The 25,587-nt window shown below is 70.1% G+C and carries 23 protein-coding genes; 17 read left to right on the forward strand and 6 right to left on the reverse strand.

From position 1 onward, the window contains the following. The 6 genes from HF519_RS11650 to HF519_RS11675 form a co-directional block, all read left to right on the forward strand. Positions 1-393, forward strand: a 393-nt coding sequence (locus HF519_RS11650) for an MBL fold metallo-hydrolase (protein ID WP_246243237.1), incomplete at its 5' end; no start/stop codon positions are given. A gap of 7 nt (positions 394-400) precedes the next feature. Beyond that, the gene (pqqC, locus tag HF519_RS11655) at positions 401-1,087 is read left to right on the forward strand and encodes a pyrroloquinoline-quinone synthase PqqC (protein ID WP_169412930.1); all 687 of its coding nucleotides are present in this window, start codon (positions 401-403) and stop codon (positions 1,085-1,087) included. Between the two features lie 74 nt (positions 1,088-1,161). Next, entirely contained in the window at positions 1,162-1,443 is a 282-nt protein-coding gene (pqqD, locus tag HF519_RS11660) for a pyrroloquinoline quinone biosynthesis peptide chaperone PqqD (RefSeq protein WP_169412931.1), read from the forward strand. Beyond that, on the forward strand, positions 1,436-2,527 hold the full coding sequence (gene pqqE, locus HF519_RS11665) for a pyrroloquinoline quinone biosynthesis protein PqqE (protein WP_169412932.1): 1,092 nt from the start codon (positions 1,436-1,438) through the stop codon (positions 2,525-2,527). Before pqqD ends, pqqE begins: the two co-directional genes overlap by 8 nt. Positions 2,528-2,687: 160 nt before the next feature. Further along, a complete protein-coding gene (locus HF519_RS11670; RefSeq protein ID WP_169412933.1) occupies positions 2,688-2,999 on the forward strand; it encodes a hypothetical protein in 312 nt (103 codons plus the stop codon). Positions 3,000-3,192: 193 nt separating this feature from the next. Next, complete coding sequence (locus HF519_RS11675) at positions 3,193-4,251, forward strand: sodium:calcium antiporter (protein ID WP_169412934.1); 1,059 nt, start codon at positions 3,193-3,195, stop codon at positions 4,249-4,251. Positions 4,252-4,489: 238 nt separating this feature from the next. Here the strand turns inward: HF519_RS11675 and HF519_RS11680 are convergent, their stop codons facing one another. The 4 genes from HF519_RS11680 to HF519_RS11695 all read right to left on the reverse strand — a co-directional run bounded on the left by HF519_RS11680 (position 4,490) and on the right by HF519_RS11695 (position 9,091). Then, on the reverse strand, positions 4,490-5,053 hold the full coding sequence (locus tag HF519_RS11680) for a YybH family protein (protein WP_169412935.1): 564 nt from the start codon (positions 5,051-5,053) through the stop codon (positions 4,490-4,492). Positions 5,054-5,171: 118 nt separating this feature from the next. Continuing rightward, a complete protein-coding gene (locus tag HF519_RS11685) occupies positions 5,172-6,164 on the reverse strand; it encodes an LLM class flavin-dependent oxidoreductase (protein ID WP_169412936.1) in 993 nt (330 codons plus the stop codon). 274 nt (positions 6,165-6,438) lie between these two features. Continuing rightward, the gene (locus tag HF519_RS11690) at positions 6,439-7,080 is read right to left on the reverse strand and encodes a response regulator transcription factor (protein ID WP_211169903.1); all 642 of its coding nucleotides are present in this window, start codon (positions 7,078-7,080) and stop codon (positions 6,439-6,441) included. A 28-nt stretch (positions 7,081-7,108) separates the two neighbouring features. Continuing rightward, positions 7,109-9,091, reverse strand: coding sequence for a PAS domain-containing hybrid sensor histidine kinase/response regulator (locus tag HF519_RS11695; RefSeq protein WP_169412938.1), 1,983 nt, complete (start codon positions 9,089-9,091; stop codon positions 7,109-7,111). A gap of 221 nt (positions 9,092-9,312) precedes the next feature. On the opposite strand from HF519_RS11695, the gene HF519_RS11700 reads away from it, so the two are divergent. Beyond that, on the forward strand, positions 9,313-10,296 hold the full coding sequence (locus HF519_RS11700; RefSeq protein WP_169412939.1) for a DUF1028 domain-containing protein: 984 nt from the start codon (positions 9,313-9,315) through the stop codon (positions 10,294-10,296). Between the two features lie 118 nt (positions 10,297-10,414). Next, on the forward strand, positions 10,415-11,233 hold the full coding sequence (locus HF519_RS11705; RefSeq protein ID WP_169412940.1) for an alpha/beta fold hydrolase: 819 nt from the start codon (positions 10,415-10,417) through the stop codon (positions 11,231-11,233). Positions 11,234-11,635: 402 nt separating this feature from the next. On the opposite strand, the gene HF519_RS11710 is transcribed toward HF519_RS11705, so the two are convergent. Next, a complete protein-coding gene (locus HF519_RS11710; RefSeq protein WP_169412941.1) occupies positions 11,636-12,028 on the reverse strand; it encodes a hypothetical protein in 393 nt (130 codons plus the stop codon). 88 nt (positions 12,029-12,116) lie between these two features. Next, positions 12,117-13,682, reverse strand: a complete 1,566-nt coding sequence (locus HF519_RS32830) for a PucR family transcriptional regulator (RefSeq protein ID WP_169412942.1) — start codon at positions 13,680-13,682, stop codon at positions 12,117-12,119. A 226-nt stretch (positions 13,683-13,908) separates the two neighbouring features. Between HF519_RS32830 and HF519_RS11720 the strand changes: the two genes are divergently transcribed. From HF519_RS11720 to HF519_RS11760, 9 genes are all read left to right on the forward strand, one after another. Beyond that, positions 13,909-14,901 carry an LLM class flavin-dependent oxidoreductase gene (locus HF519_RS11720; RefSeq protein WP_169412943.1) on the forward strand — a complete coding sequence of 331 codons (993 nt, stop codon included), beginning with the start codon at positions 13,909-13,911 and terminating at the stop codon, positions 14,899-14,901. Continuing rightward, entirely contained in the window at positions 14,901-15,989 is a 1,089-nt protein-coding gene (locus HF519_RS11725) for an S-methyl thiohydantoin desulfurase family protein (RefSeq protein ID WP_169412964.1), read from the forward strand. Before HF519_RS11720 ends, HF519_RS11725 begins: the two co-directional genes overlap by 1 nt. After that, complete coding sequence (locus HF519_RS11730) at positions 15,982-17,544, forward strand: hydantoinase/oxoprolinase N-terminal domain-containing protein (RefSeq protein WP_169412944.1); 1,563 nt, start codon at positions 15,982-15,984, stop codon at positions 17,542-17,544. The genes HF519_RS11725 and HF519_RS11730 overlap by 8 nt, the downstream gene beginning before the upstream one ends. A 168-nt stretch (positions 17,545-17,712) precedes the next feature. Further along, positions 17,713-18,585 (forward strand): FAD binding domain-containing protein, encoded by an 873-nt coding sequence (locus HF519_RS11735; RefSeq protein ID WP_169412945.1) that lies wholly within the window; start codon positions 17,713-17,715, stop codon positions 18,583-18,585. Between the two features lie 5 nt (positions 18,586-18,590). After that, positions 18,591-19,058 carry a (2Fe-2S)-binding protein gene (locus HF519_RS11740; protein WP_169412946.1) on the forward strand — a complete coding sequence of 156 codons (468 nt, stop codon included), beginning with the start codon at positions 18,591-18,593 and terminating at the stop codon, positions 19,056-19,058. After that, positions 19,055-21,337 carry a xanthine dehydrogenase family protein molybdopterin-binding subunit gene (locus HF519_RS11745; protein WP_169412947.1) on the forward strand — a complete coding sequence of 761 codons (2,283 nt, stop codon included), beginning with the start codon at positions 19,055-19,057 and terminating at the stop codon, positions 21,335-21,337. The genes HF519_RS11740 and HF519_RS11745 overlap by 4 nt, the downstream gene beginning before the upstream one ends. A gap of 159 nt (positions 21,338-21,496) precedes the next feature. Continuing rightward, a complete protein-coding gene (locus HF519_RS11750) occupies positions 21,497-23,890 on the forward strand; it encodes a xanthine dehydrogenase family protein molybdopterin-binding subunit (RefSeq protein ID WP_169412948.1) in 2,394 nt (797 codons plus the stop codon). Beyond that, a complete protein-coding gene (locus tag HF519_RS11755) occupies positions 23,887-24,762 on the forward strand; it encodes an FAD binding domain-containing protein (protein WP_169412949.1) in 876 nt (291 codons plus the stop codon). The genes HF519_RS11750 and HF519_RS11755 overlap by 4 nt, the downstream gene beginning before the upstream one ends. Next, positions 24,759-25,235 (forward strand): (2Fe-2S)-binding protein, encoded by a 477-nt coding sequence (locus HF519_RS11760; protein ID WP_169412950.1) that lies wholly within the window; start codon positions 24,759-24,761, stop codon positions 25,233-25,235. The genes HF519_RS11755 and HF519_RS11760 overlap by 4 nt, the downstream gene beginning before the upstream one ends. The last annotated feature ends 352 nt before the right edge of the window (positions 25,236-25,587 follow it).

Here is a 25,587-nt window from a genome sequence, read left to right on the forward strand (position 1 = left end):
GGGACGGAGCGGGGACGGGTGGTGGGCTATCGCCTGACCGACGGTCACAGCGGCCGGTCGGCGGTGTACCTGCCGGGCGTGCAGGAGCTCACCCCGGCCGTGCGCGAGCAGCTGGACGATTGCGCCTGCCTGCTCGTCGACGGGACCTGCTGGCACGACGACGAGTTGATCCGGCTCGGCCTGGCCGGCAAAACGGCCCGCGAGATGGGGCACCTACCGATCGACGGTCCGAACGGTAGCCGCGAACAATTGTCATCACTTCCCATCGAGCGCAAGATCTACATTCATATCAACAACACCAACCCGATCCTCCTGGAGGACGCGCCGGAGCGGCTCCTCGTCGAGAAGCATGGAATGGAAGTGGCCATGGACGGACTAGAGGTACAGGTCTAGAGCCGCGATGACGTCAACGACGACCGACAGTTTCGTCGAAGCGCTGCGTTCTCAGTCGCAGCGCTACCACGACCAGCACCCTTTTCACCTCAGAATGAACGACGGTCGGCTGAGCCGTCGCCAGATTCAAGGGTGGGTGGCCAACCGCTTCTACTACCAGGAGAACATTCCCCGCAAGGATGCCGCGATCCTCGCCAACTGTCCCGATCTCGAGGTGCGACGACGGTGGATCCGCCGCATCGTCGACCACGACGGCACGGTGAGCGGGGAGGGCGGCATCGAAGCCTGGCTGCGCTTGGGCGAGGCGGTGGGACTGACCCGCGAGGAGGTGTGCGACGGGCGTCATGTCGTCCCCGGGGTGCGGTTCGCCGTCGACGCCTACGTCACGTTCGCCCGCACCCGGCCGTGGGTGGAGGCGGTGGCGTCGTCGTTGACCGAACTCTTCGCGCCGGATCTGATGTCCGAGCGCCTCGCCGCGTTCGAGCAGTGCTACCCCTGGATCGACCGGGACGGCCTCACGTACTTCCGGGCTCGCCTGCAGCAGGCTCCCCGCGACTCCGAACACGCGCTGGAGGTGGTGACCGAGCACTGCCGGTCGGACGAGCAACAGGAGCGCGCCGTGGCGGCGCTGTCGTTCAAGTGCGATGTGCTCTGGAGCATGATGGACGCCATCGACCGGGCGTATCCGGAGTGATCGCGATGCGGTCGACGGGATCGGTGGGTCGTCGGCGAGAGGCCGCGGAGAAGCGTGAGGCAACCGAGGCAGCCATGAGTACGTCGGTGCCGTCGTCGAGCCGTCCCCGGCTCGCCCGCCACGTCCGATTGGCGTTCGATCGGGCGCGAGAGCAGCACGTGCTGCTGCGACCGGAGTCCGTGTTGGTCCTGAACGGGACGGGCGCGGACATCCTCCGGTTGTGCGACGGGCAGCGGACGGTGGCCGAGATCGAGCAGGAACTGCGCGGGCGGTACAACCGAGTGGTCGACGACGAGGTGCAGCATTTCCTCGCCCGCCTCGCCGCGAAGCGGTGCGTGGTGATCAGCGATGGATAGTCCCTTCGGGTTGTTGGCCGAACTGACCTACAGCTGCCCTCTGTCCTGTCCGTACTGCTCCAACCCGCTGAACCTCGCCGGCTACCGCGACGAACTGACCACGGCGGAGTGGCAACGGGTGCTGACCGACGCCCAGGAGCTGGGCGTCCTGCAATGTCACTTGTCGGGCGGTGAGCCACTCCTGCGCCGCGACCTGGTGCAGATCGTGAACAGCGCCAATGAGCTGGGCCTGTACACGAACCTCGTCACGAGTGCACTCGGCCTCTCACGGCGTCGCGCGGAGCAGCTCAGAGCGGCCGGCCTCGATCATGTGCAGATCAGCATCCAGGCCGACGAGCCCGTCGACTCGGACCGGATCGCCGGCACGCCGTCCTTCGAGCGCAAGATCGAGGCAGCTCGGGTGGTGAAGGAGCTGGGCTGGCCGCTCACGGTGAATGTCGTCCTCCATCGGCAGAACATCGACAAGGTCGCCGAAATCCTCGGCCTGGCCGAGGAACTGGAGGCCGACCGTCTCGAGTTGGCCAATACCCAGTACTACGGCTGGGCGTGGCGCAACCGCGACGCGCTCCTGCCCAGCACGGCACAGCTCGAGCGGGCGGAGACGGTCGTGCGCGCGGCGCGGTTGCGCCTGGAGGGCCGGATGGACGTCATCTACGTCCTCCCCGACTACTACAGCCGCTATCCCAAGCCCTGCATGGGTGGGTGGGGGAAGCGGCAGCTCACCGTGGCGCCCAACGGCGATGTACTGCCCTGCCCGGCTGCGCAGGCGTTGCCGCTGCCGCGGGCGAGCGTGCGCGAGAACTCGTTGGCGTGGATCTGGGCGGACTCGCCGTTGTTCCGGCGTTTCCGCGGGACGGACTGGATGCCGGATCCGTGCCGAAGCTGTGACCGCCGCGAGATCGACTTCGGCGGGTGCCGCTGCCAGGCGTTCCAGCTCACCGGCGACGCCGCCCGCACCGATCCGGTCTGCCATCTGTCGCCTGACCACGGGATCGTGACCGAGGCGGTGCAGGCCGCCAACGAGGGGGAGAGGCCAGATGACGGAGCACTCGTACCCCGTCCGCATCGAGGCCGCGCAGTGTGAGGACCGGCCGGCACCGTGCGGTCCGGAGAACGGACCCGGGAGACAACCACCACCAGGACGATCTCGGCGCTCAGCGTCTGATTCCGTTGGGTGGGGGCCCTCGACCCGGCTGAGCCGTGCCCAGACGCGACCTTGTCATCCCCGCGTCGACCAAGCTGAGTTGGCGTATCGCATCGGTCGCGATGCAGCCGTACTTCACCTCGAACTCATCTACGCCGACGTCCCGGATCCTGTCGTCCATGACCTGTTGCCCTGGATCGAGGACGTGCTGAGCCAGGTACGGAGATCTGCCTTGACCCTCGAAGAACTCCGGGAGCTGACCGAGTGCTGGAGGCAGCGCCGCGAGGTCTACTTTCCCGACATGGACTGGGCTGATGTGCACATCGTGGAGCCGTTCGACCGTCCTCGCCCGTCATTGTGGTGGCGCATTCGCCACGGCAGCGAGCCCGTGCCACCCGACGGCGGTGGTTGACGTTCTCGCTGTCATCTTCACCGGCATCGGGTTCGACGACATCGTTCTTTGCGAGGATCAGGGAATGCGGACGCGGTGCGGCCGTGCCCCCTGTTTCGAGCGGGGCGCCCACGACTAGATCTTGCCCGGGAGGAACGGGTGGCCGTTTCGCGGCCTCGTTCTGTTGGAAGGGGACAAGGAGGAGCTCTGCGAAATGGCCTCGATTCTGATCTTCGTGGCGGGAGCGGCACTGCTCATCTACAGTGCCGAGAAACTGATCGTCTACCTGGTCGGCGCGGCCCGGGGGCTGGCGGTATCGCTTCTCCTGCTGGCTGTGGTGTTCACCGGGATCGAGTTCGACGACCTCGTGTTCGGGATGGCCCTCAACCTCGAGGGGCTCGGCGACGTCGCGATCGGCACGGTGATGGGCACCGTCATTGCGATGACCGGGCTCGTGCTCGCGCTGGCTGCAATCATCAGCCCGGCCACGGTGCACGTCCCCCGTGACTATCTGGCCATCTTCGCGCTGTCGCCGTTGGTTCTGGTGGGGGCCGTGCTGTTGTCGCCACTCACCCGCCTGTACGGCACGGTACTGCTCGGCCTGTTCGTGCTGTTCGTCGCCTACATCGCCGTGCGGGAGGCGCGCGGGGGCGCCCCGTTCTTCCGCAACGCCGAGATCTACGAGACGGTCGGAGACGCCGTCGACAAGGAGAAGGCCCGGATCCGGAAAGCCCGTGGAACGGTCACCGACGAGATCTCGTTCACCGAGAAGATGGCCGTGACCTCGGCCCGCCCGCGTTCCGGATGGGTAATCCTGGGGCTAGCGGTCCTCGCGCTCGCCGGACTCATCATCGGGGCCGCGGTCATGAGCGAGGGAACCGGCCGCATCATCGAGGAGTTCGGGATCGAAGGGACCCTTTTCGGGGCGACGCTTGCCACCCTGGTCCTGTCGATCGAAGACATCGTGCTGACTTCGGAGCCGTTTCGGAAAGGCGCGCCGCAGATTGGTGTCGGAAACGTCATCGGCAGCGTCGTGTTCTCCGTGACCGGAAAGCTCGGGATCATCCTGCTGGCCGGCGGCGCCATCCTCGTCGACGATAAGGTGCTCACCTGGCACGTGCCGGCCCTGTTCGTGCTCACCGCCTTCTCTGCATTCGCGCTCTATACCGGCCGACTGAAGCGGTGGCACGGGATCGTGTTGCTCGTCGCCTACGTTGCCTACTTCGTCGTCAGCTTCACCGCCTTCGGGGGTGTCGAGGTCGATGCGGACTGACATGCCGGGGACAGCCGGGCTCGATGAGATCCGGCTGCTCGAGCGGGTGCGGGCGAGGGTGAGGACCCCACCGCGCGCGGCGGTCCCGGCGACGGTGGGCCTGCTGGCGAGCCTGGCCGTCGGAGAGACGACGCCGGTCGCGTCAGCACGTGCCGCGGCCGACCTGCTCGGTCCACGAGGGCGGGTTCGCGGGAGCGAGCCCGCCCTCGTGGGAGACAAGCACCGAACAGGGCCGGCTTCAGCCCCGGGCACCCTCGCTGGTGACCCGCAGCGGCGTGATCCCCGGTCCTCCGCCGAGCCCGCGCTCGTTCCGCGTGCCGCCGAGCCCAGGTCGCGGCTCGTCCGCGGCCGGCATGGGCGAGCAGTGGAAGTGCCACATCTTCCAGACCGGGTTCCCGTTGCCGTCGTCGCGCTGGTAGATCTCCGTGGCTCGCAGTCCGAACGGGTCGTACTCGAGTTCGCTCTTGGACTCCCAGGTGGCTGACCCGGTGCCCGACTCGCCGACGATGCGCATCGGGAAGATTCCCTCGCACGCGATCCATGCCATGTCACCGGAGATGGTCAACCGCATGATCTCGATGTCGGGGTAGGCGACGATGTCGAGCTCGTTCTGGTAGTGCTTCCAGAGCTCAACCTTCTCCTCGATCCCGAAGTACGGGTGGCCGTTGAGGTTGAACATGAGGTAGGAATCGCCGGCCGGGTACACCGTCTCCATCAGCGGGATGACCAGCTGGTGGTTCGCCTCCCACCAGTCCTTGTGGAGCTTGAGGATGGCCTCGCGGTCCTCGCTGAGACTTGGCATCGATCGTCCCTTCCCTGTGTGCCGAGGCCGGGGTCGGCGCCCGGCGTTCCGGTCGTGGCTGTTTCCATCGCTTCGCGGGGCGCGCTCACTGAGCGCGCCACCGCGGACGGCGTTGTGGTCACCGCGGCCCGACGCGCGGGATCACCTGCGAACCGGCGAACCGGACGAGTTCCTCACCGCGCTCGAACGGGGCCGGGAAGAGGATCACCGAGTCCGATCCGGCCGCGAGCAGGGCCTCGATCTTGGCGGCGCACCCGGGTCCGTCTCCGGCGACCGCGAGGTCCTCGACCCACTGATCCGGCATCTCTGCCGCCACCCGCTCGACACCGTCGCGAGCGAGCTCGGCGAGCTCGTCGGCGATGCCGTACACGCTGATCAGTTCGGTCCCTTGCATGATCGTCAGGTAGAAGGCCAGAGATGAGCGCAGCGCGGTGCGCGCGGCGGCGGCGTCCTCGTTCCCGCTGAACAGCGCAAAGGTGACGATGCGTCGCCGCTCCGTCACACCGGCCGCGGCTGCCCCCTCGTCGAGCAGCGCCCGCGCCCAGGCGATGTAGTCCGTGCCGCCGGTCACCGACGCGACCAGGCCGTCGGCGATCTGTCCCGTCTGCCTGATCGACTTCGGTCCTACGGCACCGATGTAGATCGGCGGCACGGCCTTCGGCAGGTGGGCGAGCCGGATGTTGTCCATCCGGTGAGCTCCGTCCATGGTCACGGTCTCACCGCCCATCAGTCGGCGGATGGACTCCACGGTCTCTCGGACCGTGCGCAGCGGTGCCTTCGGCATGATCCCCATCTGGTCCAGCCAGGCCGGAAGGCCGAGCCCGATGCCGGGCCAGAACCTGTCCGGGTAGGTCTGGGCGAGCGTGGCGAAATCGAGGGCCTGGATCGAGGCGTGCCGGGTGACCGCGGACTGGATTCCGAGCCCCACCGGGATCGTCGAGGTTGCGGCCAGCGCAGCGCCCGCGCAGACCACGCCGCTCGTGTACCAGAGGTCCTCGGTCAGCCACAGCTCACCGAACCCGTTCCGTTCCGCCAGAGCGGCCAGCGGGGCGATGTCGGACGGGGGGATGTGACTTCCGATGAGGAGTCCCACCGGGCTGGTCGGGCTCATGTCACTCCGTAGTCGATCGATGGGTGGCGGGGGGGGCGACGGGTTGGTCAGGGCGCTGCGGCGCCGGGGTGGCGCGGGTGACGTCCCACCCTCATCGCGCGGCTGCCTCGCCCGGCCCTCCGGCGAACCGCGATGCCCATCTGCCGGGGCCCGGGGAGCGCGTCAACCACGGCACCGAGCTTCGCTGCGGACGTCCGGGTTGCCCATCCGTCTCGCCACCGGGCGAGGGATGAACCTCGCTCAACCGATCGTCGCGCCCGGATGGGGCGAGCGGTTACTTCAGCAGCCCGCGCCGCATCGCGCTGGCGACGGCGGCCGTGCGGTCGGAGACCTCGAGCCGCTCGTAGATCCGCTGCAGGTGACTCTTGATCGTCGCGACGCTGAGGCTGAGCTCGGCAGCCATCTCGGAGGCCGATCTCCCCTCGGCGGCCAGGCGGAGGACCTCGACCTCGCGCGGGCTCAGCAGCGGACGCTCGGCCAGCCCGCGGCGGGCCTGGATCTCCCGCGTCAGGCCGGTCTGGAACGCGGTCGGGATGACGCTCTCGCCCCGGGCCACGGCCCGGACGGCCGCGAAGATTTCGTGCGACGTCGACGCCTTCAGAAGGAATGCGCGAGCACCGCGACTGAACGCGTCATAGACCGTCGCGCTGTCGCCGAAGGCCGAGAGCACCACGACGCGCGTCGGAAGCCCTTCGGCTTCGACCGCCTCGAGCACCGCCATGCCGTCGAGGTCGGGCAACCGCAGGTCGAGGACCGCCACCTGCGGGCGGAGCTTGCGGATCGCTTCGAGTGCCTCGTGTCCTCCGGACACACTCGCCACGAGCTCGAATCCGGAGTGGTTGTGCAGCTCGCGGCCGAGGCCGTCACGGTAGACCGGATGATCGTCGGCCACCAGCACGGTCAGCCGCCCATCCACGCGAGGAGCATCGGGTCGTCCGAGGGACTCAGTCATCCGCCGGTTCCCGTCCTGTTCCCGGATGGGCCGGGTGCACGAGCGCGTGTACCCGGCGAAGGAGGTCGACCACATCGACCGGCTTGGTGATGTAGTCGGCGACCCCCAGCGCGGTCAGCCGCTCGATCTGGGCACCGGTAGCGTCGGCCGAGAGCACTGCGATAGGAACATCGCTGGTCCGTGGGTCCTCGCGCAGCGAGTCGAGCACGGTCTCGCCTGCCATGTCGGGCAGGTGCAGGTCGAGCAGGATCAGGGCGGGCCGCTCCCGCGCCGCGTCGCCCAGACCGGCCGCGCCGGTCCTGGCGACGCGGAACTCGATGTTGTCGCAGAGGGCGAACGCGCGGCGCGCGAGTTCCACGTTCGCGTCGTCGTTCTCGATGTAGAGGATTCGCGTCGGTGCGAAGGACGGCACGGTGAACACCGGCGCCTCGCGGGTGCCGAACACCGTGGTGTGCGCATCGGGCGGTGGATCCGCGGCGGGTAGGTCGATGTAGAAGGTGCTGCCGGACCCGCCGGCGCCGCTCATGACGCCGATCGATCCGCCCATCGCCTCCACGAGGCCCTTCGACAGGGCCAGGCCGAGCCCGGTGCCCTCGGTGTCTGATCGCGCAGCCGCCAGGCGTTCGAACGGGAGGAAGAGCTGGTCGAGGTCCGCCGGCTCGAGCCCGGGGCCGGTGTCGGCGACCAGGCACCGCAACCGGCCGGGTTCAGCCTGCTCGAACGACACGCGGACCGACCCGTTCTCCCGGTTGTACTTGATCCCGTTGCTCACCACGTTGAGCAGGACCTGCTTGAGCCGCTGGTAGTCGGCGACGACGAACTCGTACAGCCCGCCGTGCAGGTCGACCGACAGCTCGACGCCGCACCGGGCCGCGAGCGGCCGGAGCAGCTCTATCGCCTCCATCACCGGATCGACGGCGTGCACCGGCTCCAGTGAGAGGAGCAGGTGACCGGCCTGGATCCGGGACTGCTCGAGCACGTCGTTGATCAGTGCGAGCAGGTGGTTGCCGGCGCGGATGATCCGGTCCACCGAGGAATGGGCGTCGTCGCTGAGGGGCTGGAGCTGGAGCAGCTGGCCGAATCCGAGTATCGAGTTCAGCGGGGTGCGCAGCTCGTGACTCATCCGCGACAGCAGCTCGCTCTTCGCCCGGCTCGCTCGCTCGGCCTCGTCGCGGGCCTCGCGGGCGGCGGCCTCGGCCCGTTTGAGGTCGGAGATCTCGGTCGAGATCCCGGCGACGGCGAAGAGGCGCCCGGACTCGTCGAACAGCGGGAACTTCACCGACCGGTACGCGCCGTGCGGACCGGCGGCCGGTTCCTCGAACTCCTGTGCACGGCGGGTGTCGCGCACCAGCTTGTCGTTCACGCTGAACACGCGCGCGATCTCGTCGGGGAAGACGTAGAAGTCGGTCTCGCCGACCACCTCGTCGGTCCGGACGCCGAAGTGGGACCCGAAGTACTTGTTGATGTAGACGAACCGCCCCTGGTCGTCCTTGACGTAGATGAGGGCCGGGGAGTTCTCCACGATGTCCTGCAGGTACCGCATCCTGTTCCGCAGCGCTCCGCGGGCCAGGGCTGCGTGGTCCGCGTGGTCGTCGAGGGCGATCACGACCTGGTGCGGCGCACCGACCTCCCCGGGGACGACGGAAGCCCGGAGGCCGACCCACACGTGCCGGCCGTCCGGTCTGATACAGCGCGCCGCCGGCACCGAGAGCGGCTCCCAGCCCGCCGCCACCTGGGCCAGCACACCGGACCGTCCGGGGGGGAGCTCGACAACCTGGTCGAACGGCCTGCCGATGAGCTGCTCGGCCGTCGTGTCGAGCAGGTCGCAGAACGCACGGTTGGCATCCACGATGCGGCCGCGTCGCACGGTGTCCATCTCCACGACCGCGAGCGGGGACGGCGCGGACCAGAAGGCCGCGGACCGCCGTGGCCCCATCGGGTCGGCACGCGCCTGCGGCTTCACCCGCTCCGTCAAGGTTCACCTCGCCTGCTCTCCGCTTGTCGGGAGCATACGGCCGGCGGCGTGGGCGGCCGTGGCGTGCGGTGTCGGCGGACACAGCGACGGCCGGCCGGCCGGCTCAGCCGAAGGGTGGGTCCGGGTTCATCCTCCGAAGCTCCACCCGGACGATGGCCGGGCGTCCGCGCGAGCGCGAACCTGTGCACGGCCTGCGCTGCGGACAAGGAGACCTGCCTGAGGTGACGTACTCCATCATCGCGCGACATCCGGTGACCGGCGAGTTCGGAGTCGCCTGCCAGTCGCACTTCTTCGGGGTCGGATCCGCCGTGAACTGGGCCGAGGCCGGCGCCGGGGCGATCGTGACCCAGTCGTTCGTGAACCGCGACTACGGGGCGCTCGGGATCGAGCGGTTCCGCGCGGGCGAGAGCGCCCCCGCCGTCCTGGCCGACCTCCTCGCCGAGGACCCGCATCCCGAGCTGCGCCAGGTCGCGATGGTCGACCACAACGGTCGGTTCGCAGTGCACACCGGGGCGCGATGCGTGCCCGTCCGGGGGAGCCGGCAGGGCGGGTCGTTCAGCGTGCAGGGCAACATGCTCGCCGGAGAGGACGTCCTCGACGCCATGGCCGCTGCGGCGGAGACCGGGCTGGAGGCGGGGCAGCGGCTCGCGACCGTGCTCGTCCAGGCGCTCCGGGCAGCGGAACGGGCCGGCGGCGACGCCAGGGGCAGCCAGGCCGCAGGGATCATGGTCGTAGGTCCGCACCGCACCGCATCACCACGACAGGAGGTGCTCGTCGACCTCCGCGTCGAGGACTCCACCGATCCCGTCGGGGAGCTCGAAAGGCTCGTCGAGCGCCACAGCCTGTTCGAGGACATCGTCTCCGTGCTCTTCGCCGAGGGCCTGATGCTCGGGCCCTTCCGGGAGCCCGGGCCCGGGGCCACCGATGCCGCTCTCGATCGGCTGGCCCGCGCGGCGGCCGAGCTGGGTGAGGAGAACCCGGAGGCTGCGCTGTGGCGTGCCGTGCTCCTGCTGCGCGCAGGGCGGAACGGCGAGGCCACGGACGCGCTCGCGCGGCTCTACGCAACGCGACCGGACCTGCGTGCCTTCCTCGCGCGGCTCCGGGAGGCGGGTTTCCTCGATGCGGCGGCCGCTCGAGGAACCGCCGAGCAGGAGGTCGGGCTCAGCGCACCGGATATCGACCAGTCCCCACGGGAGTTGCCGTGAAACCACCGTTCGCCTCTCGCCGGGAACCCGTTCCGGTGTACCGGGTACGACGCGCTCGTCCGGTCTGCGCGCGGCGCGGCGGGGCGGCCCGGCGCAGGTCCCTGCCCGGAGCCCGTCGATGAGCCCCGCAACGCGCGGATCCGTCGGCGGACCGGTCGGGCCGGTCTCCTACCTGAGCTGGCCCGGCCCCGACTCCGCCACGCCGATCCTGTTCCTGCACCCGGTCAACACCGCCGCGGCCGTCTGGAGCGGCGTCGCCCGCGAACTCGCGGGCCGATGGCCGGCCGTCGCCGTCGACTACCGCGCGCACGGGGAGTCCGCCGCGGGTGGGCCCTACCTGCCGGCGGACTACGCGGCGGATGCACTCGCGGTGCTCGATGCCCTGGGCATCCGGCGAGCGCACGTCGTGTGCGGTTCGATCGGTGGGGCGGTGGCGGTCGAGCTCGCGGCGGCCGGCGACCGGGTCGCCAGCATCACCGCGCTGGGGGCGTCGCTGCGGCTGGCCTGGCCTGAAGCCACCCTCACCGCGGTCGAGGACGACCTGCGCCGGAAGGGGGTCCGGGAGTGGTTCACCGAGCACGGCGCGGATGTCCTCGGACCCGCGAGCCGGCCGCAGGCCGCGGCCGAGCTCGCCGAGCTGGCCAGCCGGGGCCGGGACGTCGACGTCGTCGTCGACGTTCTGCGTGGGACTTTCGGGCTCGCCGACTCCCGGCCCGCCGCCGAAGCGGTGAGCGCGTCGCCCCCGCCGGCGCAGGTGGTGCTCGGCGCGCACGACCCGACCTGCCCGATGGAGATGGCCCGCGAGCTGGCGGGATTCCTGCGGTGCGAGATCCGCGTCCTCCCGGACATCGGTCACCTGCCGATGCTCGAGGACCCGAAGGGCGCAGCAGCTGTGGTGAGTGAGTTCCTCGCCGGGCTTGCGGAGGCGGGCCGGTAGCCTCGGTCCGGTGTCCTTCGGTCCCGTGGAGGGACGATCGGCCGCTGCGCGCGACGCCGCCCGGGGGAGGGGTTCCAGCAGTGGTTCCCGGTCTCACCCGCCCAGGGGCGCCGGCGGGCGGCGAGATGCGCAGCCCACGGCCGGCTTCCCCGACCTCGGGGCCCATCGCCGCGGCGGTGTGCTCGAGCGTCGCGCGGTAGGCCAGGGTGCCCACCGCGGTGACCCACCCGAATGGAGCGGGTTGCCGCTGCGGACCAGGCCCGCCCATTGCAGAAGGTGGCGACAACGCGAGCGGGCCTACGGGGGTCACTTCAGCCGCCGACGCCTACGTGACCAGGCCCGTCAACGTCGTCGCTCGATCGAGGCGACCAAGGGAGATCGCCCGCGTCTTCGTGGGCGTGGTCATTCTGTTCGGGGCCTGAGCCCGAGCATCGCGTCGATCTCGGCGCGATGGTGGGCCAGCGGCGTCGTCGGGAAGCCGAACTCATCCTTGTGCAGGGTCGCCGATCCGCACCAGCCGCAGCGACCCGCCGCGTCCAGCACGGCCCGGCCCTCGAGCTCGCTGCGCCGGTCCCCGGACGGGCCGGCCACGGTCTTCGATCCACCCGGCCGCACCGCGGGTTTCGGGTTGCGGCCGGACATCTGCCGGTACAGCCACCAGCCGCCGAGGGGAATCGCGACGATCACCGCGGCGGCGAGTACCCACTGCACGAGCCCGACCACGAAGCCCACGGCGATTCCGGCCAGCACGAGCACCCCGATGATCTGCGCCACCCGCAGTACAGCCTTCGACATGGTCGGCGTCCTTTCACGTCACCGGATCCGGTGGCTGTGACCGACGTTACCCCGGTGGCGCGGATGACGGGTCACGCCGATGGCGGTCTCATCTCGCGGCGCCCCGAGCTGTCGGACGCCGCCTGCGGTTGCGTTCGGGTCCGTTCGGATTTCCTGCCCGCTGGGGGCCCCCGGGCCCGTGCGGCATGGACGAGGCGTAGCAGGCCAGGTAGACGGCGAGGAACTGGTTGGGATCGTCGAGGTCGACGTCGAGCACCTCGAGAACCCGCCTGATCCGGTTCGCGACCGTGTTGCGATGCAGGTAGAGCTGCTGCGAGGTCCGGCTGATCGACCGGTTGTTCTCGAGGTAGACCCGCAGCGTCGTCATGTACTCCTCCTGCTTGACGTTCCCTACAGTGGTTAGCGGGGCGAGCAGGTCGTCGATGTTGTGCCGGACGGAGCTGGACGAATACCACTCGACGAGCAGCCGGCTCAGCCCCGGCGCGTCGAACAGGACGGGCTCATTGACCGCGCCGCGCAGCCGGGCGCTCTGCAACGCCGAGTCGGCCTCCGCCCGCGAGGCGCGCAGCCCCTGCAGGCCCTCGTGCGAGCCGCCGACGCCGCAGAGGACCTCGACGCCGGGGAACGACTCGACGGCGCTGTCGAGCACGGCCTGCACGGCAGCCCGCAGCCGCCGCATCTCGGCGGGTCCGTCGGGGTGGTTGAGGCTGCGCAGCAGCAGGACCCCGCCGGCTCGCGGCGCCATCGTCCAGCGGCCCTCGTGGCGGGCCGCGGACTGCGCGGCCACGCGGCCCAGGGTCTGCGTGTGGTGGTAGGCGGTGATCGGGTCGTCCTGCGTGAGCGCCAGGAGGTTGGAGAACTCGAGGTTCACCACCTGGTTCCACCCCTCGACGCGGACGCCGATATCGGCCGCCCTGCGCACCAGGGGCCCGCTCTCCTCGGTGGTGGAGTCGAGCAGCTGGTTCAGCAGTTCCCCCGCCGACAGCAGCGACAGCTGCTCGACGCGTTTGGTCTCGATCGAGCGCTTCGTCATCGCCGCAGAGATCCGCCACATCGCGAGCTGCGCGAGCGCGTCCTCCGGGGCGACGGTCGGCTCCCGCTGCAGCCACGGGCCGTCCGGATCGGTCAGGACGGCGGGGATGCCCGCGAGCAGCGGATCCCGGCTGCCCAGCGCCAGGCCGAAGATCCGCGCGGCGCCGCTGCGCCGCAGGATGTCCTCGTCGGTGACGTCCTCGGACTCGAGCCCGTCGACGTCGTGACACACGCCCATCGCCCGTTCCAGCAGCGTCGGGAGCTGCTCGTCGAACATCCTGATGATGGTGGTGAGCAACTGGGTGACGTCGGCCCGGCGGGTGAGGCGAACCAACGCCAGGTCCTCGCGCCGCGCGAGCGCGAGAGCGCTGAGCGAGGGCCGTGGCGCCTCGGACTGCAGGACCAGGCCTGCCACGTCGTCCAGGCGCCGTAGCGCCACGTCCAGCTTGTAGCCCTCCGCATCCCGGGAGGCGGCTCGACCCAGCACGACCAGGGCCTGCGGGGGGCAGTCTCCGAGCTCCTTGAGGTCTTCGGCCAGGCAGACCACCCGGACTTCCCGGTCGGGCGAGCCGGCCAGCAGCTCGACGAGCCCGGGCGCGCGACGCTCCAGCTCAGCGAGCACGGAGGCTACGGTCAAGCGAATCATGGCCCAACTCTCACACTGTGCAGCTCAAACAATCAATGACGTGATGCTGTGCACAGCGCCCATGGTTGGAACGCGCCGTCGCCGCTAGGTTCTCGCACAACACACCGGCAACCACGTCGGATAACGGGTTGGTGGCACCGGCTCGGGCCTCAGGTGTGTCGCCAGGATGGCGACGGCGGATCTTGGAAGGAACGGCTCTGTAGTGAACGAAGCCCGGCTCGGCATTCTCCTCCTCAGCACCACCGCTCCGGAGCAACTCTCCGAACTGGCCGGACGCTGCGAGGGGTTCGGCTTCGACGAGGTCTGGCTCGCCGAGGACTACTTCTTCTACGGTGGTCTCAGCAGCGCTGCGCTGGTGCTCGCGGCCACCGAGCGGATCCGGGTCGGCCTCGGCATCCTCTCCTGCGTCGCGCGGCATCCGGCGGTCACGGCGATGGAGATCTCCTCGCTGGAACGGTCCTTCCCCGGCCGGTTGATGTCGGGCGTGGGCCACGGCGTTCCCGCGTGGGTCCGGCAGATGGGGCTGACGCCGAAATCGCCGATGCGGGCGCTGGAGGAGGCCGTCACGGGGATCCGGAACGTTCTCACGAACACCGAGCCCTACACGGCCGAGGGCGAGTACTTCACCTTCCAGGACATCACGCTGTTCCACCCGCCCTCGACCGACGTCCCGCTCTACCTCGGGGTGATCGGAAAGAAGGGCTGCGAGCTGGCCGGTCGGATCGCCGACGGGAACATCCTGTCCGTGCTGGCGCCCACCGAGTACGTCACATGGGCGCGGGAGCTCGGGCAGCAGGGCATGAAGCAGGCGGGCCGTGACGGCTCGTTCAGCGTGCCCACCTATGTGCTCACCGCCGTCGACGAGGACCGCGACGTCGCGAGGGCCGCCGTCCGGGAGTCTCTGGCCTTCTACCTCGACGCGCTCGGCCCCACGCCGCTCACCGGTGCCATCGGCATCAACGACGCCGTGGCCGAACTGTCCGCGGGCGGGTACGAGGCCCTCGTCGAGGGCATGCCGGAGGACTGGATCGACCGCCTCGCCATCTCCGGCACCCCCGAGGAGGTGGCGAGGCGGATCGAGCAGTACTGGGCGGCAGGGGCGGACAGCGTCATCCTCTCTCCGCAGCCCGCCGACGAGGTCGGAAGACAACTCGAGCTGATCGCCGCCGAGGTGCTCCCGCGGCTGACGCGGTGATGACCTCGCGCGGCGGCGCCATGTGCATCGACCTGGACAACCTGCCCGCGCTCTCGCTGGGCGCCACGGTGTTCGCGGGGGGAGGCGGCGGAGACCCACGGATCGGCGAACTCATGGCGCTGAAGGCGATCCGTGAGCTCGGCCCCGTCGAGGTCAAGCCCCTCGACGCCTTCGACGACGACGACCTGATCATGCCGTGCGGCATGATCGGGGCCCCGACCGTCATGGTGGAGAAGATCCCCAACGGCGGCGAGGGCCGCGTCATCCGCGAGGCCTACGAGCGCCATTTCGGCCGGCCGGTCGCCGCCGTGATGCCGTTCGAGATGGGCGGCATCAACGGGGTCCTGCCCGTGACGTGGGCTGCCTACGCAGGCCTTCCGCTGGTGGACGCCGACTTCATGGGACGGGCCTTCCCGGAGCTGCAGATGCTCACGCCCCACCTCTACGGGATGGCGGGGTCCCCCTCGGTGATCACCGACGAGCGGATGCAGACCGTCGTGTTCGACACCATGGACAACATCTGGCTCGAGAAGCTGGTGCGCAACTGTGTCGCGTCGCTCGGCGGGTCGGCCTGCGGCGGGCTCTACCCCATGACCGCCGGCGCGGCCCAGCGACCCGCGATCATCGGGACGCTGAGCAGGGCCGTCCGAATGGGAGAGGCCATCCGGCGCGGCGGTGAGGATCCGATCGCCGCGATCTCCGAGGTCGCACCCGTCACGCGCCTGGGGCAGGGCAAGGTCGTCGACATCGAAAGGCGCACCAGCGGTGGCTTCGTCCGCGGCTCCGCCCTGATCGAGGGCCTGGGCGCCGACAAGGGACGGCTGTTCCGGCTGGAGTTCCAGAACGAGAACCTCGTGGTGCTCGAGGACGGGGAGGCGCTCGCCACCGTCCCGGACATCATCACGCTGCTCGACACCCACACCGGGCACGGACTCGTCACAGAGGGGATCAGGTACGGGCAGCGGATCGAGATCGTCGCGTTTCCCGCACCGGAGGTGTGGACCAGCAAGGAAGGTCTGGCGGCAGTCGGGCCCCGGGCGTTCGGCTACGACTTCGACTTCGTCTCGGTGGTGGATCGGCATGCGTGAGTCCAGTCGGCTGCGGGTCGGCATCGACGTCGGTGGCACCAATACCGATGCCGTCATCATCGATGACCAGGACAAGCTGCTGGCGAAGGTCAAGCACCCCACGACCTCCGACGTGACCACCGGGATCCTGAGCGCGCTCCGGCTCGTCCTCGAACAGCTCCACGGTGCTGCCGCGAACGTCAGCCACGTCATGCTGGGGACGACCCACGCCACCAACGCGATCCTCGAGCGACGCAACCTCAACCGCGTCGCCGCCCTGCGGCTCGGCGGCCCGGCGACACACGCCATCCCGCCGCTGACGGGCTGGCCGGAGGACCTCAAGGCCGCGGTCTCCTGCGGGGAGACCGTCGTCGACGGCGGTGTCGAGATGACCGGCGAGCCGATCGTGCCGCTCGACGAGGACGCAGTGCGCCGCTTCCTCGACAGCGTGTCCGAGCAGGCGGAGGGCGTGGCGATCTCCGGGGTCTTCTCGCCGGTGCTCTCCGACCAGGAGTACCGGGTCGCGGAGCTGGTCCGGGAGGTGCTCGGCGACATCCCCGTCTCGCTCAGCCACGAGATCGGCTCGCTGGGACTGCTCGAACGGGAGAACGCCTGCGTCCTCAACGCGGCACTGGTCGCGGTCGCGGAGCGGGTGACGACCGGGCTGAGCAACGCGATGACGACCAACGGGATCACCGCCGAGGCCTACATCGCGCAGAACGACGGCACCCTGATGAGCCTGGACTACGTCCGTCGCTACCCGATCCTCACCATCGGCAGCGGACCGACCAACAGCATGCGCGGGGCCAGCTACCTGACCGGCGCCATGGACGCGCTGGTCGTCGACGTCGGTGGCACCTCGACCGACATCGGGATCCTCACCTCGGGGTTCCCGCGGGAGTCGTCCACCGCGGTGGAGATCGGCGGGGTCCGGACGAACTTCCGGATGCCCGACCTGGTGTCGCTGGCGATCGGTGGCGGGACGATCGTCGGAGCGGCCGGGGACGCCGTGTCGCTGGGCCCCGGCAGCGTCGGTTACCGGCTGTCCACCGAGGCGCTGGTGTTCGGCGGTGCGGTTCCGACGGTCACCGACGCGATCGTGGCCTCCGGCCGCGCCCGCATCGGCGACGCCGCCCTGACGGCCGGGAGCCGGGAGATGCTGCTCCGAGCCATCGCCGCCTGCGATGCCCGTATCGAGGACGGCGTCGACCGGGTCAAGACCTCCGGTCGCGAGCTTCCCCTGATCGCGGTCGGAGGCGGCAGCGGACTGATCCCTGAGGTGCTGGCCGGCGTGGCGGGCGTCCACCGTCCGGAGAACTACGACGTGGCCAACGCGATCGGTGCGGCCATCGCATCGGTGTCCGGTGAGCTCGACCGGGTGTTCGCCTACGGGAAGGACGGCCGGGACGAGGCCATCGCCGAAGCGGTGCAGCTGGCTCGGGACGAGGCGATCCGGGCCGGCGCCGACCCCGCTCACGTGGAGGTGGTCGAGATCGAGGAGGTCCCACTGGCGTACCTCACCGAACCGGTCGCCCGCGTCAGGGTGAAGGCGGCCGGGCCGCTGAAGACGCACTGACGTCGGCATGCGTCCGTCATCTTTCGGGGCCGAGATCAGCGTGCTACGCCGATCGGCCTGTGATGCCGGGTGCACCGGAAACCGTGTGAACGTGTGTGGCTTGCACATGGCCTCGATGCCACACCGTTCCTAGATTGTCCGTATTCGACCTTCTCGGAAGGAGGTGTCATGGAGCTCCGCGCAGCCGACTCCCTGGACGACGCCCTGGAGGTGCTGTCCCACCGGGGGGACCAGTGCCAGGTTCTCGCCGGCGGCACCGACGTGATGATCCAACTCGCCCGCGGCGAGATCGCCCCCGCCGTCCTGCTCCATGTGGAGAAGCTCGATGAGCTGCGGGGGGTCGAGGCGAACGGAGACACCCGCCTCGGGCCCCTGGTGACTCATCGCGACCTGGCCAAGGGCCTGCTCGGGGAGCGGTTCCGTTCGATCGCCGAGTCGGCCGCCACCGTGGGCGGTCTGCAGACCCAGGTGGTCGGTACGGTCGGCGGGAACATCTGCAACGCGTCGCCGGCCGCGGACACGCTGCCCGCCCTGCTCGTGCACGATGCCCAGGTCACGCTCCGCAGCAGTGCGGCCAGCCGGACCGTCCCCCTGCAGGATTTCGTCGTCGGCAGGCGGGCCACCACCCGCGGGCCGGACGAGCTGCTCACCGCGATCACGCTCGTCACGCCGGGCGAGCGCACCGGTGACGTCTACCTCAAGGTCGGCAGGCGCAGCGCCATGGAGGTGGCGATCGTCGGGCTGGCGATGCGCCTGGCGTTCGACCCCGACGGCACGGTGAACGACGCCAGGATCGCGCTGGCCTCGGTCGGGCCCTGCCCCATGCGCTCGGCCGACGCCGAGGCGGCGCTGGTCGGTGGCGGGCTGGAACCGGACTCGATCGACGCGGCCGCCGACGCGGTGCTGCGCGACATCACGCCGATGGACGACGTGCGCGGGAGCGCGGCCTACCGGCGCCGGGTGATTCCCGGGCTGCTTCGCAAGGCGGCCGACCTCTGCTCGCAGCGAGCGGGGACAGGCTCCCCGGACGGTGAAGGGTGAATGCGATGGAAATGACGTTCACGGTCAACGGCACGCAGGCGAAGGTCGAGATCGACCCCGCGGAGACGCTGCTCGGCGTGCTGCGCGAGCGGCTCCGGTTGACCGGCACCAAGGAGGGCTGCAACGAGGGCGAATGCGGTGCGTGCACCGTCCTGGTCGATGGGCTGCCCGTGGACTCCTGCATCTACTCCGCCGCGGCCACCGGCGGGCGCCGGGTCGAGACGGTCGAGGGGCTCACCCTCGACGAACTCGGCCGCGACCTGCAGGCCGCCTTCGTCGCCGCCGGGGGCGTGCAGTGCGGGTTCTGCACCCCGGGCTTCATCGCCACCCTCGTGTCCGTGCTCCGCGAGAACGAGGCACCCTCCGAGGACGATCTCCGGACCGCGCTGGCAGGCAACATCTGCCGCTGCACCGGATACAGCCAGATCCTCGACGCGGTCGCCGCGACGGTCTCCAGGAGGAACGGACGATGACGGTCATCGGTGAGCGGATCCCCCGCTCCGACGGGCAGTCGAAGGTCAGTGGCGAGGCGATCTACGGGGTCGACTACGCCGAACCCGGCATGATCTGGGGCGCGCTGCTGCGCTCCCCGGTCAGCTCCGGACGGATCACCCGGCTCGACACCACCGCGGCCATGGCCATGCCCGGCGTCCACGCCGTGCTCACCGCCGCGGACGCGCCCGATGCGTATGCCGGCTGGGTGCTGCGCGACCAGCGGCTGTTCGCCGTCGACCGCGTGCACTTCGAGGGCCAGCCGATCGCCGCGGTGGCCGCCGACACCCTCGCACAGGCTCGTGCCGCCGCCGCGGCCATCGACCTCGAGATCGAGCCGCTGCCCGCGGTGGTCGACCTCGACCATGCCTTGAGCCCGGACGCACCGCTGGTGCACCCGGATTGGGAGAGCTTCGTCCCGACCGCGGGCCCGGACTTCCCCCGTGGGGGCAACCTCGCCGCCGAGTCCATCTCGGATCCGCCCGGGGTCGACGAGGCATTCGCCCGGGCCCACCGGGTGATCTCCGACGAGTTCGTCGCCCAGCGCCAGTACCAGGCCTACATCGAGCCGAAGAGCGCCGTCGGGATCTTCCGCGACGGGCGCTACACCATTCACACCGCACACCAATTCCCTTACAACGTGCGCGACCGGGTGTCACAGTTCCTCAATGTCCGGCCCTCGGCGGTGCGGGTGGTCGGGCACACCATCGGGGGCGGGTTCGGGGCCAAGCTCGACGCCAGCCTCGAGCCGTACGCCGCGCTGCTGTCCCGGGCGGTGCGCGGGCTGGCGGTGAAGCTCGTCAACACCCGCACCGAGGATCTGATCACCTGTCCCAGCCGGGAGGGCGCGATCACGCGGCTGCGCTCCGCGGTGGACGCGGAGGGGAACATCATCGCCCGCGAGCTGGAGGTGATCGCCGACAACGGCGCCTACAGCGGCGAGATGCCCTGGCTCGCCAGCATCGCGCTGCACTGCGCGCGCGGCGTCTACCGGGCCGGCCCCACGCGGGTCGTCGCCCGGCTGGTGTACACCAACACGACCCCGACCGGCGCGTTCCGCGGCGTCAACGGCACGTACCTCTACCACGCCGTCGAGCGGCACATGGACCACATCGCCGCCGAGCTGGGCGTCGACCGGTTGGAGTACCGGCTGCGCCACCTGTTCACCGACGGTGAGGAGCTGCTCAACGGCCAGGTGCTGGACGACGCGGGCATCCTGCGCCAGGGGTTCGAGGCCATCGAGGCCGCCGCGCCGTGGGCCGAGCTGCAGGCGGAGAAGCGTCCCTACCGGGGCATCGGGATCGGCGCGGCGTGGTGGCTGACGAACCCGTCCGCCGGCACCGCGGTCGTCAAGATGCACGAGGACGGCACCGTCGCGGTGGTCACCGCGGCCACCGACAACGGGTCAGGCGCGGTGTCGATGGGCGTCACCCAGGTCGTCGCCGAGCGTCTGGGCATCCCACCGGCCGATGTGCACATCGCCCTGCCGGACACCGACGTCGCGGGGTTCGACGGGGGGTCACAGGGCAGCCGGACCACGCGCATCGTCGGCAAGGCGTCCCAGATCGCCGCCGACGAGGTCGTCGAGAAGCTCAAGAACGTGGCCGCCGGGCTGCTCGAGGCGGCCGCGGAGGACCTCGAGGTCGCCGAGGGGACCGTCCGGGTCAAGGGCGTACCGGGCAAGAGCATGACGCTCGCCGAGGTGGCCGTCACGGCGATGAACACGGTCGGCCCCATCCAGGGCACCGGCTCGTTCGTCACCCCGTTCCCCGACTTCAACCCGGGGTGCGCCACCGGACTGATGCTCCCCTCCTTCCCGACGCCGACCTACCACGTGCATCTCGCCGAGGTGGAGGTCGACCCGGTGACGGGTAACGTGCGGGTGCTGCGCTACCTGGTTGCCCAGGAGGTCGGACGGGTGATCAGCCCCGACGGCACCTACGGCCAGGTGATGGGCGCGGTCACGCAGGGCATCGGGTACGCCCTGCACGAGAGCCTGCGGATCGGTGAGGACGGCCGCTACCGCGAGCGGACGCTGGAGAGCTACCGGCTGCCGCTGGCGGGCGACGTCCCCCGCGTCGAGTTCTTCCCCCTCGAGCACCCCGACCCGGACGGCCCGTTCGGCGCCAAGGGTGTGGGGGAGGGCCCCGTCCTGCTGCCCGCGGCGGTGATCGCCAACGCCGTCAGTGACGCGATCGGCAAGCCGTTCAACCAGATCCCGATCACCCCCGAGGAGGTTCTCGCGGCAATCCAGAGCTGAGATCCCAGTTCGACCGGGTAGAGCGGCGGCGACGCACACGGCCGCGCGCGCTACCTGCTGAACCGGCCACGGTCCCTCCGCAGCGGCGCTCGGAGGGTCGCCAGGCCGGCCGTGTGCCTCCGCAGTACTGGTGACTCGAGGAGCGACAGGAGTTCGTGCATGACCATCGCTGAACCCGTTCACAATCAGAGGAAATACGTCGGGACCTCCGTCCGGCGTACCGAGGACCCCCGACTGCTGGCCGGTCGAGGGCAGTACATCGATGACCTCACGGTGCCCAAGATGATCGAAGGGGCGATCCTGCGCAGCCCGCTTGCGCACGCCCGGATCACCAACATCGACGTCAGCCGGGCACTGGAGCTTCCCGGGGTGTTCGACGTCATCACCGGAAAGGACCTCGCTGCTGTCGCAGGCCAGCAGCCGGTGATCTGGTTGCCGATCCCCGACCAGCGCCTCGCCAAGACCCACGCGCTCGCCGTCGACCGGGTCCGCTGGGTCGGGCAGGCCGTGGCCGCCGTGGTCGCGGTGGACCGCTACGTCGCCGAGGACGCGCTCGAGCTCATCGAGGTCGACTACGAGCCGCTGCCCGTCGTGGCGGATCTCGAGGCGGCGCTCGCCCCGGACGCGCCCAAGCTGTACGACGACTGGCCCGACAACGTGAGCGGTTCGCACAGCTACAAGACAGGCGACGCGGACGCGGCGTTCGCCTCGGCCGACCTTGTGGTCAGCGGCAGCTTCACGCACGGCCGTGCGATGGGCTGCCCGCTGGAGCCGCGCGGCTGCATCGTGAGCTGGGACTCCTTCTCCGACACGCTCGACCTCTGGCTGTCCACCCAGGCACCCAACCTCGCCCGCGACCTGCTGGCCGAGGTCTTCGAGGTGCCGGTGAGCAAGATCCGCGTCCGGACGCCCAACCTCGGTGGCGGTTTCGGCAACAAGTTCGACTTCTACGGCGAGGAGATCATCGCCGCCGTCCTGTCCCGGCGCACCGGCCGCCCGGTGAAGATCGTCGAGGACCGAGCGGACAGCTTCGTCGCCACCGGGCACTCGCGCGACCAGCGCCTCGACTTCGAGATGGCGCTGAACAACGACGGCACCATCGTCGGCCTGCGCGGCATCTCCTACGGGGTCCTCGGCGGCGCTCTCAGCACCGTCGGCGCCGGGCCGTGCTGGGCCTCGGTGCTGACCTGCATGGGGCCGTACAAGATCCCCAACCTCGACGTCACGGTCAAGGTCGTCATGACCAACCGAGCGCCGTACGGCTCCTACCGGGGCTGGGGGGCGCCCAAGGGCAACATCGTGCACGAGCGGCTGATCGAGATGGCGGCCCGCGAGCTGGGGATGGACCGTGCCGAGATCCGGCGCAAGAACTTCCCCGCGCCGGAGGAGTTCCCGTACTTCAGCGGGGCCGCCTTCACGTTCGACAGCGGCCGGTACGCGGACTGCCTCGACCTGGCGATGAGCAAGGTCGAGGAACTGGGCTGGCGGGAGCGCCAGGCGAAGGCCCGGGCCGAGGGGCGCTCCCTCGGGATCGGTTACTCCTTCCACATCGAGCCGAGCGGCTACGGCCCCAGCCGGATCATGAACCTGGTCGGCCTGCAGCACTCCGGCTTCGACGAGGCCACCGTCCGGATGGACTCGGTCGGCAAGGTGACCGTCTACTCGGGCCAGATCAACATGGGGCAGGGCACCCACACCACCTACGCCCAGATCGCCGCGGACAACCTCGGCGTCCCGATGGAGGACGTGGTCGTGGTCACCGGGGACACCGACTCGTGCCCTTACACCGGGTACGGCACGGGCGGCAGCCGGGGAGCTCCGCTCGGCGGTGCGTCGATCCTCCGGGCCAGCCAGCGGCTGCGCGGAAAGATCCTCAGGGTGGCCGCCCAGCTCCTCGAGGCCTCACCGGACGACCTGGAGATCAACGACGGTCAGATCAGCGTGCGCGGCACCAGCAGTAAGTCGGTGTCCACCCGGGACGTCGGGGACGCGGCCTACCGGCGGCTGCTGGACAAGCTGCCCGAGGAGGAGATGCCCACGCTGGAGGAGGTCGACGTCTTCGACCCGCCGAACATGGCCACCTCCTACGGCTGCACGGCCCTGCTGGTCGAGGTCGACCGCGAGACCGGAATGGTGTCGCTGCTCGACTGCCTGCAGGCCCACGACTGCGGCACGGTGCTCAACCCGATGCTGGTCGACGGCCAGCTCGCCGGCGGGCTGGCCCAGGCGCTGGGCGGCGCGCTGCTCGAGGAGCTCGTCTACGACGACGAAGCCCAGCTGAAGACGGCGAGCTTCATGGACTACCTGCTGCCCACGGCGATGGACATCCCGCCGTTCCAGTTCTTCCACCAGGAGACGCCCGCACCGGACATCCCGGGCGGCGTCAAGGGCGTCGGGGAGGCGGGCACGATCGCCGGGGTGTCGCTGGTGGCCAGCGCCATCGACGACGCGCTCAGCGACCTCGGGGTGACGGTGACCCGGTTCCCGGTCACTCCGCCCCGGCTCCTCGATCAGATCCGTGAAGCCCAGTCGCGCAAGGAGGGGTCGGCGTGAAGCCCGCAGCCGTCAAGTACGCCCGTGCAGGCGATGTCCAGGAAGCGGTCGCGCTGCTCAGCGAGCACGGTACGGACGCCAAGGTGCTCGCGGGCGGGCAGAGCCTCGTGCCGCTGATGAACTTCCGGCTGGCCAGCCCGTCGATCCTGATCGACATCAACCGGGTCAACGAGCTGGCGTACGTCCGCGAGGACAACGGCAGCCTGCTCATCGGGGCGATGACCCGGCAGCGTGACGTGGAGACCAGTCCGGTGGTCGCGGCCGCGGTGCCGCTGCTGCCGCAGGCGCTCCACCACGTCGGGCACGTCACCAACCGCAACCGCGGAACGGTCGGCGGCAGCGTGGCCCACGCCGACCCGGCCAGCGAGCTCCCGGCCCTCGTCACCGGCCTGGCCGGCGAGTTGACGGTGGAGGGGCCGAAGGGGCAGCGCACCATCGCGGCCGAGGACTTCTTCGTCGGAACGTTCACCACGGCGATGGAGTACGACGAGGTGCTCACCGCGGTCCGGCTCCCGCGGCTGCCCGCCGGGACCGGTGTCGCGGTCGAGGAGCTGGCCCGCCGGCACGGGGACTTCGCCATCGTGGCCGTGATGGCCGCCGTCCATCTCGCTCCCGACGGCTCGGTCGACCTGGTCCGACTGGCCGCGAGCGGAGTGGATTCCGTTCCGCTCCGGCTGCATTCCGCGGAGGCGGTCCTCGCGGGCGCGCAGCCGACGGCGGACGCGATCGCCGCCGCCGCGGCCACGGTCGCAGCGAGTGTCAACCCGACCGGTGACGTCCACGCTCCCGCGTCATATCGGCGGGACATGGCCCAGCTGTTGGTCAAGAGGGCAGTGGGAGCGGCCATCGAGCGAATTGGAGTGAGCGCATGAGTGACAGTCAGACTGTCTCGGTGACCATCAACGGCCACGTCTACACCGCTGACTGCGATCCGCGGCTCACGCTGGCGGACTTCATCCGTCACAAGTGCGGGCTCACCGGCACCCACCTCGGCTGCGAGCACGGCGTGTGCGGCGCGTGCACCATCATGGTGGACGGCCGCACCGCGCGGGCGTGCCTGATGCTGGCAGTCCAGGTCGACGGCAGCACGATCACCACCGTCGAGGGGCTGGCCAGCGGCAACGAGCTGAACCCGCTCCAAGAGGCCTTCTGGGACAACCACGGCCTGCAGTGCGGTTTCTGCACCTCCGGCATGTTGATGTGTGCCACAGAGCTCCTGGAGGAGAACCCCGACCCATCGGCCGAGGAGGTGCGGGAGGGCATCTCGGGCAACCTCTGCCGATGCACGGGTTACGACTCCATCGTGAAGTCGGTGCTCGCCGCGGCCGAGAAGATGCGCAGCTGACACGGAGGCCCCGGGTCCACGGACCCGGGGCCCCGCCGGCGGAGAGGAACGCTTCGACCTTGTCCGACCACTGATTCACGACGAGTTCGTGGCTCGGAAGCGACCGTGCGAACGTCACGTCGAGCGTGTTCTCCCCGAACGGAGTGGTGCGGTCAGCAAGGACATCGTCGCCGAACTCGTCACGGTGTGGGTGACGTGTGCTCTCCGCCACGATCGGCCGAGTGGCGCTGTACCGCGTCGGCCCTCGGCGCGACGATTCACCGCGCAGCACCACGCCGGGGGGAACAGGAGAGCCCGATCGTTGATCTGAGGAACCACGGTGCCCGTCGTCTGATCGGGACCACGATGATGG

Origin of the sequence: Pseudonocardia bannensis (assembly GCF_012911875.1) — a bacterium.
Taxonomy (GTDB): Bacteria; Actinomycetota; Actinomycetes; order Mycobacteriales; family Pseudonocardiaceae; genus Pseudonocardia; species Pseudonocardia bannensis.